The organism is Reyranella sp. (assembly GCF_004296935.1).
Classification (GTDB): Bacteria; Pseudomonadota; Alphaproteobacteria; order Reyranellales; family Reyranellaceae; genus Reyranella.
The window spans coordinates 86689-95461 of record NZ_SCVH01000160.1 but is presented as its reverse complement, the minus strand read 5'-3'; the positions used below and the strand labels follow the sequence as shown (position 1 = coordinate 95461).

The window sequence follows — 8773 nt, the reverse complement described above, 5'->3', positions numbered from 1 at the left end:
GTGAACCAATAGAATGAAATGTTGGCGAGCAGACGGTCGCGGTCGACCGCGGTTTCGAAGTCGCCCGTGTGATCGGTCCAGGTATGGAACTTCTCGGCGATCCAGGCCGCGAGTCCCACGGGCGAGTCGGTGAGCCCGTAAGCCAGGGTCTGGGGGCGGGTCCCCTGGATCTGGATGTAGCCCGTCTCTTCCTTGGCCCATTCGCGCATTTCGTCCAGGTACCGCTGTTCCTCTGCCGTCGAGGTCGGCGGCGGCGGCAAGGCCGGATTGACGGTCAGCATGTTCAGGTGAATGCCCGCCAGTCTGTCGGGATGGCGAACCGCCATGCTGGAACTGATGTGCGCGCCCCAGTCGCCCCCTTGGGCAATGAACTTTTTCCATCCCAGGACGTTGGTCATGAGATCGGCCAAGCAATCCGCGATGGCCGCCACGCCGAAGCGCTTCTGGCCCGGCTGGAAGGACAGTCCGTAGCCCGGCAGGGACGGGGCGATGACCGTCACGGCGTCACGCGCGTCGCCGCCGAAGCGCGCGGGGTCGGCGAGACGCGGGATCAGGTCGATGAATTCGAACAGCGAACCCGGCCAGCCGTGGAGCAGGAGCAGCGGCTTCGGCGCGGGACCCTGACCGGGAATATGCAGATAGTGCAGGTCGATGCCGTGCAGGGCGACCTTGAACTGCGGGAACGCGTTCAGCCCGGCCTCCTGGGCGCGCCAATCGAACTTTTCGCGCCAGTAGTCGACCAGCTTCCGCATGTAGGCGAGGTCGGCGCCATAGGCCCACGGTGCTTCAGGCGCCTGATCCGGGAGCCGCGTTCTGGCCAACCTCGCGCGGAGGTCGGCGATGTCTTCATCGGGGACATGAAAGGCAAAGGGCCGAGGGGATGACATGATCGGTCTCGCTCGCGTGCGGGCTTCAGGAGTGTGTCAAATCGGGCAGACGTCAGCATGTAGATGCTTGCAATGCCAGCACTTGCTCCTGAAAATGTGATCGGGGAAAAGTTGCAGGTTCAGCAGGTTCTGCTATGATTTCTCTATAGGCTGACGCGAGGACCGCGCCGGCCTTTTCCATTTCGGCACGACCTGCCCGCAGCCGCCTGCGGGTTCGCCTTATGGCTTGGTGAAGCCGCCGCGGGTCCTGACCCGTGGACAGTCCCAACAACGACCCCGTCTCAACGCCACGCCAGATAACGATGTGCGAACAGACACTTAACGACATCCTGGGCACAGGGTGCGCCGGGGCAGTGCGATCAAAGATTTCGCGAAATGCGAGAAAAGCCCGTGGAATAAGGCTTATCCCGGGGTCGGGCCCAACTTCGGGCCCAACACTCCCTCAATTCAGGTGGGCCCGGTAAGCGGGTAAAAAGCCCGGCGTTATTGGCTTTCCGGCGTGCGGGAAGCCGAGATTTCAGCCCATCATCGTGTCCATATAGTGCCGGGCGATTTCGCCGGGCGTTGCCTGCCAGGCGTTGCCGAAGCGCTCGATCCGGCGCAGCGCCTCGTCGAGATATTTTATGCGATGCGCCATGCCCATCAGCCAGGGATGGATCGACAGGTTAAAGACCTGGCCGCCCTCGTGGTGCAGCAGCTCGAACGCCTCGCCCACCAGATCGGGATAGCGCGTGGTGCTGATGCGCCGGATCATGAGCTGCTGGACGTCGTCCCATTCCGGCTGGTTGGGTATCGAGACGAACTTCTTGCCGACCTTCATCGGGTAGGGCTGGTCGTCGTTGGGCCAGTCGAGCACGTAGTCGAGGCCGGCATCGGCCAGGAGCTGCGGCGTGCGCTGGCTCTCGCCGTAATCCTGGCCGAGCCAGCCGGTCGGCCGTACGCCCGCAGCTTTCTCGATGGCGGCGATGGAATTGGCGATCTCGGCCTTCTCCTCGGCCTCGCTCATCTTGGAGGAGATCATGCGGTTGGCCGAGTGGCCGTGGGCGATGAACTCGTACTTCCGCTTCTTGAACTGCTCGATCAGATAGGGATAGCGCTCGGCCGCCAGCGCGTTCACCGCCACACCGGCCCGGATCTGGTAGCGGTCGAGCACGTCGAGGACGCGGAAGATGCCGACGCGGTTGCCGAAGTCGCGCTGGGTCCAGGTGCGGTAGTCGGGTGTGTAGCTGCCGAGTTCGCCAACGTGGCGCGGGTCCCTGAGGCTCGTCTCGTCGGGGATCAGCTCCCAGTACTCGAGATGCAGCAGCACGAACCAGCCGACCCGCGCGTTCTTGGGCCAGGTGAGCAGCGGCCGTTTGGGATAGGGCGAATAATCGTACCAGGGATTGTCCATCCCGGCGGGCAGCGGTGGCGGGTTCTTGGGAACGGTGGCCATCCTACGCCTCCTTTCCGAGATGCTGCTGGTACGGTTTCAGGCCATTGGCCACGTAGTGATCGAGGATCTCCTCGGCGGTGCAGACCCAGGCGTCCTTGTGCCGTCGGATGTAGGCCAGCGCGCGGTCGAGATGTCTTATGCGATGCGGCGCCCCCATCATGTAGGGGTGGAGCGCAATGCACATGACGCGGCCGTTCTCCGGCCCCTCGCGATAGACCGTGTCGAAATGGTCGATGATCATCTGGGCGAATTCCTCGGCCTCGACCGGCTGGCGGTAGATCAGCGCATCGTTGAGATCCATCGTGTAGGGCACGTGGATCAGCGGGCCGTGCTTGGTGGCGAGCGGCGTCGGCTGGTCGTCGTGATAGAAGTCGCAGATGTATTCCAGGCCCGCCTCCTTCACGAGGTCGGGCGTATTGAAGGTGTTGGAGATGGCGGGCGAGAACCAGCCGCGCAGCTTGCGGCCGGTCAGCCTGAGGTGCGTGGCCTTGCTGTGCTCGATGACGGCGCGTTCTTCCTCTTCGCTATAACCCCAGTGGTAGCGCGTGTTGAGATAGCCGTGGCTCATGTATTCCCAGCGCCGGGCCTCCATGGCCTCGAGGATCTCGGGAAACATTTCTATGACCGACATGGAAAGCGACACGGTGCAGCGCACGCTGTGCTTGTCCAGGACCTCGAACATCCGCCACAGGCCGACGCGGTTGCCGTAGTCGCGGCCGCCATAGCCCAGCACGTCGGGATGCGGCATGCGCGGCCACGGGTTGCGCACGCGGACCTCGGCGGGGATGTATTCGTAATGCTCGATGTTGGGGCAGACCCAGACCGCGACGCGCGCGCCGTTGGGCCAGGAAAGCTTCGGGCGCTCGACGATGGGGGAGTAGCTGTAGCGGTGCGGATCCATGCGATCTCTTTCTTTGTTTGGCACGTCGAGTGCATCATGGGTTGCGCCGCACTTCAACGCCCCGCATCCTGTTCGCATGGCGGATAACATTCGCTTCACGCTCAACGACGGCCCGGTCGAGCTTTCCGGCGTCTCGCCGATGACGACCCTGCTCGACTGGCTGCGCGAGCAGCGCGGGCTCAGAGGCACCAAGGAAGGCTGCGCCGAGGGCGATTGCGGCGCCTGCACCGTGGTGCTGGAGCGGGCCAATGGACGTCGTGAGGCGATAAATTCCTGCATCGCGCTGCTGGGCCAGATCGACGGCCAGGCGGTGCGCACGGTCGAGGGACTGAGTGGGCCGGACGGTAGCCCGCATGCCGTGCAGGTGGCGATGGCCGAGGCCGACGCCACCCAATGCGGCTTCTGCACGCCGGGCTTCGTCATGTCGGCCTATGCTTTTGCCGCCGGCGCCGAGAAGGCCGACCTGGAAACCATCCACGACGCCCTGGCCGGCAATCTCTGCCGCTGCACCGGCTATCGGCCGATCGTCGAGGCCATGACCAGGGTGGCGGGCCTCTCGATCGAGCCGGCACCGGTGCCGCCGCAGCGCACGGGTTCCGCCGCGTTCGGCGGGTCCTTCTCTGCCCCGCGCACGCTCGAGGAATTGTTGAAGCTGCGCGCGGCGCATCCGGAGGCGCTGCTGCTGGCCGGCGCCACCGACCTCGGCCTGCTCGCCAGCCGGTCGCGCAAGCCGCCGGCCTCGGTGATTCATGTGGCGCACGTTCGGGAGCTCACGGCGATCGCCGAAGACAAGGAGCAGATCACGATCGGCGCCGCCGCGACCTATGCCGCCGCCATGCCGATCCTGATCGCAAACTACCCGGCGCTCAGGACCTATCTCGCACGGCTGGGGTCGAGGCAGATCCGGTCGCTGGGCACGATCGGCGGCAACATCGGCACGGCCTCGCCGATCGGCGACATGCCGCCGGTGCTGCTGGCACTGGAGGCGAGCCTGAAACTGGTTTCCGTGCGCGGCGCGCGTGACCTGCCGCTGGAAGAATTCTTCCTCGGCTACCGCAAGACCGCGCTGGCGCCCGACGAGGTGATCCAGAGCATTTCGATGCCAAAACTCTGGCCGGGCGAAGTCTTCTTCTGCGACAAGGTGAGCAAGCGGCGCGACCAGGACATCTCCACGGTTGCCGCGGGTTATCGCCTGCGGATCAAGAACGGAAAAGTCGAGGACGTGCGCATCGGCTTCGGTGGCATGGCGGCAACACCCAAACGCGCCCGCCACGTCGAAGCGGCGCTGATGAAGGAAGGATTTGCCGCGGCGGTGGCGGCGGTTCCGAAGGATTTTCAGCCGATCGACGACTGGCGCGGCTCGGCCGCCTATCGCCTCACCGTTGCCGCCAACCTGCTGCGCCGTCTGGAACTGCGCATCGCCGAGCCCGGGCGCGCGGTCGAGGTCGAGGCGCTGTGAAGGGCGCGGTCCACAGCGCGGCGCGTCACGACAGCGCCCTGAAGCATGTGACGGGTCAGGCGCTCTATATCGACGACATGCCCGAGCCGCCCGGCACGCTGCATGCCGCGCTGGTGCTGAGCCCGTTGGCGAGTGGCCGTCTGGCCAAGCTCGATCTTTCGGCCGCCGCCGCCTCGCCGGGCGTCGTGGCGACGCTCGTTGCCGCCGATATTCCCGGCCGCAACAGCACCGCCGGTCCGGGCAAGGAGGAGCCGCTGTTTGCCGTGGACCGCGTCGAGTTCGCGGGGCAGCCGCTGGCGATGGTGGTGGCGGACACGCTTGATGCCGCGCGCGCCGCCGCCGGGCGCGCGGTGATCGAGATCGAGGAGAGCGAGGCGATCCTCGACATCGCAACCGCGCTCGCCCAGCAGGCCTACGTGCAGGCGCCATCGACGCTCCTGCGCGGCGATCCCGAGGCGGCGCTGAAGACCGCCCCCCATCGGCTGAGCGCCGAGTTCAGCGTCGGCGGGCAGGAGCATTTCTATCTCGAAGGCCAGATCGCCTTTGCGCTGCCGGGCGAGGACGGCGACATCGTCGTCCATTCCTCGACCCAGCATCCGACCGAGGTCCAGCACGTCTGCGCCCAGCTCCTGGGCTGCGACTTCAATCGCGTCACTGCGGTGGTGCGCCGCCTGGGCGGCGGCTTCGGTGGCAAGGAGAGCAACGCCTCGTGGGTGGCGGGCGCGGCGGCGCTGGCCGCGCACCGGACCGGCCGGCCGGTGAAACTCCGCCTGCCGCGCGAGATCGACATGATCGCGACCGGCAAGCGCCATCCCTTCCTCTACCGCTACACCGTGGGCTTCGACGGCGACGGCCGGGTGCTGGCACTCGATGCGATGCTGGCGGCCGATGCCGGTTTCAGCCTCGACCTCACGCCCGGCGTGATGGCGCGCGCGCTCACCCATACCGACAACGCCTACTGGATCGCGCACTTCCGCGCGGTCGGTTACGCCTGCAAGACCAACAAGCAATCCAACACCGCCTTCCGCGGCTTCGGCGGCCCGCAGGGCGTGGTCGTCATGGAAGACGCCATCGACCGCATCGCGCTTCATCTCAAGCGCAACGCCAACGAGATTCGCGCACTCAATTTCTACGGCGCCGGCGGCGACGAGACGCCCTACGGTCAGACGGTCGACGAGAACCATCTGGCGCGCTGCTGGGCCGAGGTGAAGCGGGCCGGCGACTTCGAACGCCGCCGGGCGGAGATCGACGCCTTCAACAGGACGAGCCCGATCCTGAAGTGCGGTCTGGGCCTCTTCCCGCTGAAATTCGGCATCTCCTTCAACCTGCCGCACATGAACCAGGCCGGCGCGCTGGTGCATGTCTATACCGACGGCTCTATCCGCCTGAACCATGGCGGCACCGAGATGGGGCAGGGGCTGTTCATCAAGGTGGCGCAGGTCGTGGCCGAGGTCTTCAAGGTCGAGATCGACCGCATCCGGCCCAGCGCCACCTCGACCGCCGAGGTGCCCAACACTTCGCCGACGGCGGCCTCGACCGGCTCCGATCTCAACGGCTGGGCGGCGTGGGAGGCGGCCAACACCATCAAGAGCCGCATGGTCGCCTTCGCCTCGGAACATTTCGGCGCGGCCGAGAGCGAGATCGAATTCGCCGACGGCAACGTGCGGATCGCCCCGCCTAATTCAAATCGGCCCGGCAGCAACCAGGTCGTGAGCTTCGGCGAGCTGGCGAGGCTCTGCTGGCTGGGCCGCGTCTCGCTGTCGGCGACCGGTTTCTACAAGACGCCCAAGATCCACTGGGATGCCGCGGCGATGCGCGGCCGGCCGTTCTTCTATTTCTCCTTTGGCGCGGCGATGGCGGAAGTTGCGATCGATACGCTGACCGGCGAGAGCCGCGTGCTGCGGGCCGACCTGGTGCAGGACTGCGGCGCCTCGCTCAATCCCGCGATCGATCTCGGCCAGATTGAGGGCGCCTTCGTGCAGGGCCAGGGCTGGTTCACCTGCGAGGAGCTGTGGTGGGACGCCAAGGGCCGGCTGCGCACCGTCGGCCCCTCGACCTACAAGATCCCCGGCAGCCGCGACGCACCGGCGGTGTTCAATGTGAAGATGCTCGACAACGCAGCCTCGCGCGAAGCCACGATCTTCCGCTCCAAGGCGGTGGGCGAGCCGCCGCTGCTGCTGGCGACGGCGGTCTGGACCGCCCTAAAAGATGCCATCGCGGCCGCGGGCGACGGCAAGACCGCAGTGCGGCTCGACGCGCCGGCGACGCCCGAGCGCGTGCTCGCGGCAATCGCTACAGTTAAGGCATAGAGTGAAAGCCTGAACGGAGGAGACTTTTATGGACGTACGTATGGATGGCCGCGTGGCCGTGATCACCGGTGCCAGCACCGGTCTCGGCCTCGCCATGGCCAAGGAATTCGCGGCTTCGGGCGGCTCGGTGGCGATCCTCGCGCGCAAGGCCGATGCGCTGGCGGCCGCCAAGGCCGAAGTCGCCAAGGCCGCCGGCAAGGCCAATACCAAGATCGAGGCCTATTCCTGCGACGTCTCCAAGGCCCAGCCGATCGCCGACACCATCAAGAAGGTCGTGGCCGATTTCGGCAAGGTCGACATCCTGGTGAACAATGCCGGCATCAGCCATGCCAAGCCCTTCGATACCGTGACCGACGAGGACTGGCAGGGCGATCTCGACCTGAAGCTGTTCGCCGCCATCCGCCTGGCGCGACTCGTCCTGCCCGGCATGCGCGAGCGCAAGTGGGGCCGCATCGTCAATGTCCTCAACATCGGCGCCAAGGCGCCCGGTGCCAACTCGACGCCGACCAGCGTCAGCCGCGCCGCCGGCCTCGCGCTCACCAAGGCGATGAGCCAGGAGAATGCCCAGCACGGCGTGCTCGTGAATGCCATGCTCGTCGGCCTGATCGAGAGCGACCAGTGGCAGCGCCGCCACAAGGCGGCGAACGACGGCAAGACCTACCAGCAGTTCATCGACGGCATGGCCAAGGGCCGCATCCCGCTCGGCCGCATGGGCAAGGCCGAGGAATTCGCCCGCATGGCCTGCTTCCTGTGCTCGGACGCGGGCTCGTTCGTCACCGGCGTTGCCATCAACGTCGACGGCGGCGCCAGCCCGGTCGTCTGATCTAGAACCCGTGGCCCGGCGGCGCGACGTTCCAGTCGCGCCGCAGCTCTTCCAGGTCGCGCTCGACCCAATCCCAGACGTTCCACCTGGGATCGAAGATATCGATCGTCATCTCCTCGCCGCGCGCCCAGGCATGCCAGAACTCGTCGGGATCGAGGCCACCTTTGCCGGCATGGCCGACGTCGTTCAGCTGCTCGCCGAAGTGGAAGAAGAAGATCACCGGCAGGATGTGCCCGCTCATGGGATTGATCGGGTGCATGCCGGCGGTGAAGGTGGAGACGAGGAGCTCGCCGCGCGCGCTGGTGTCGTAGCCCGAGATCACGTGCGTGGAATCGTGCGGCGTGCCGAACGCGGCGTTGAGCGCTGTCGGATCGCCGGGGAAGGGGTAGCCGTTCTTCTTGTCGAAGTCCCACAGCGCCTTGCCGAAGGTATTCTGCGGCAGCTTGCCCAGCGCCTCGTAGCGGGCGGCCAGCGCGGGGTCGCCATTCGCACCTTCATAGGGCCGGATCCACACGCCGGGGTCGAGGCCTTCGGAAGAGCGACTGAGGACGCTGTCGAAATTCTTGCGCCACATATCCGCGGTGGCCCAGGCAAGATGGCCCGAGGCCGCTTCGACGAGATCGGTGAGGTAGTCGGCCTCGATATCGAGCGTGCGGGAATATTCCAGCACCCGCTTCAGCTTTTCCGTGTCGAGCGTGCCGTCGACCATGGCCATGATGGCGAGATATTTTACGGCTTCGGCCGCCACCTCACGCTCCTTCAGGATCGCGACGAGATCGGCGGGCTCGATGGCGGGCAAGGTGCTGATATCGGTGAGGTCGGGCCGGCGCAGCAGATAGTGCCCGGCGGCCAGGATGCTCGCCGTGTCGGCGTGACTCAGCGCGTGCCCGCCGGCCAGCGCCACCTGGCGCATGGCCCCCAGGATGGTGTCGCTCTCGCGAGGACTGACCGCCCTCATC

General features: G+C 66.3%; 7 protein-coding genes. 3 read left to right on the top strand and 4 right to left on the bottom strand.

The features are described 5' to 3' along the window. The 3 genes from EPO55_RS23550 to EPO55_RS23540 form a co-directional block, all read right to left on the bottom strand. On the bottom strand, window positions 1-887 hold an 887-nt coding region (locus EPO55_RS23550; RefSeq protein ID WP_296339852.1), incomplete at its 3' end, for an epoxide hydrolase. A gap of 517 nt (window positions 888-1404) precedes the next feature. After that, window positions 1405-2322 (bottom strand): polysaccharide deacetylase family protein, encoded by a 918-nt coding sequence (locus tag EPO55_RS23545; RefSeq protein WP_296339850.1) that lies wholly within the window; start codon window positions 2320-2322, stop codon window positions 1405-1407. Between the two features lies 1 nt (window position 2323). Continuing rightward, on the bottom strand, window positions 2324-3223 hold the full coding sequence (locus tag EPO55_RS23540) for a polysaccharide deacetylase family protein (RefSeq protein ID WP_296339848.1): 900 nt from the start codon (window positions 3221-3223) through the stop codon (window positions 2324-2326). Between the two features lie 76 nt (window positions 3224-3299). Here EPO55_RS23540 and xdhA point away from each other — a divergent pair, with 76 nt between their 5' ends. From xdhA to EPO55_RS23525, 3 genes are read left to right on the top strand one after another with little or no spacing between them, the layout of a single operon-like run. Continuing rightward, the gene (gene xdhA / locus EPO55_RS23535) at window positions 3300-4682 is read left to right on the top strand and encodes a xanthine dehydrogenase small subunit (protein WP_296339847.1); all 1383 of its coding nucleotides are present in this window, start codon (window positions 3300-3302) and stop codon (window positions 4680-4682) included. Then, window positions 4679-6991 (top strand): xanthine dehydrogenase molybdopterin binding subunit, encoded by a 2313-nt coding sequence (xdhB, locus tag EPO55_RS23530; RefSeq protein ID WP_296339846.1) that lies wholly within the window; start codon window positions 4679-4681, stop codon window positions 6989-6991. The genes xdhA and xdhB overlap by 4 nt, the downstream gene beginning before the upstream one ends. Window positions 6992-7019: 28 nt before the next feature. Next, window positions 7020-7814, top strand: coding sequence for an SDR family oxidoreductase (locus EPO55_RS23525; RefSeq protein ID WP_296339845.1), 795 nt, complete (start codon window positions 7020-7022; stop codon window positions 7812-7814). Window position 7815: 1 nt separating this feature from the next. On the opposite strand, the gene EPO55_RS23520 is transcribed toward EPO55_RS23525, so the two are convergent. Next, window positions 7816-8772 (bottom strand): hypothetical protein, encoded by a 957-nt coding sequence (locus EPO55_RS23520; protein ID WP_296339844.1) that lies wholly within the window; start codon window positions 8770-8772, stop codon window positions 7816-7818. Window position 8773 lies beyond the last annotated feature (1 nt).

Excerpts from the sequence above, each read along its gene's own strand:
- EPO55_RS23545 (WP_296339850.1), bottom strand. The coding sequence starts at position 2,322 with ATGGCCACCGTTCCCAAGAACCCGCCACCGCTGCCCGCCGGGATGGAC.
- EPO55_RS23540 (WP_296339848.1), bottom strand. The coding sequence starts at position 3,223 with ATGGATCCGCACCGCTACAGCTACTCCCCCATCGTCGAGCGCCCGAAG.
- xdhA (WP_296339847.1), top strand. The coding sequence starts at position 3,300 with ATGGCGGATAACATTCGCTTCACGCTCAACGACGGCCCGGTCGAGCTT.
- EPO55_RS23525 (WP_296339845.1), top strand. The coding sequence starts at position 7,020 with ATGGACGTACGTATGGATGGCCGCGTGGCCGTGATCACCGGTGCCAGC.
- EPO55_RS23520 (WP_296339844.1), bottom strand. The coding sequence starts at position 8,772 with ATGAGGGCGGTCAGTCCTCGCGAGAGCGACACCATCCTGGGGGCCATG.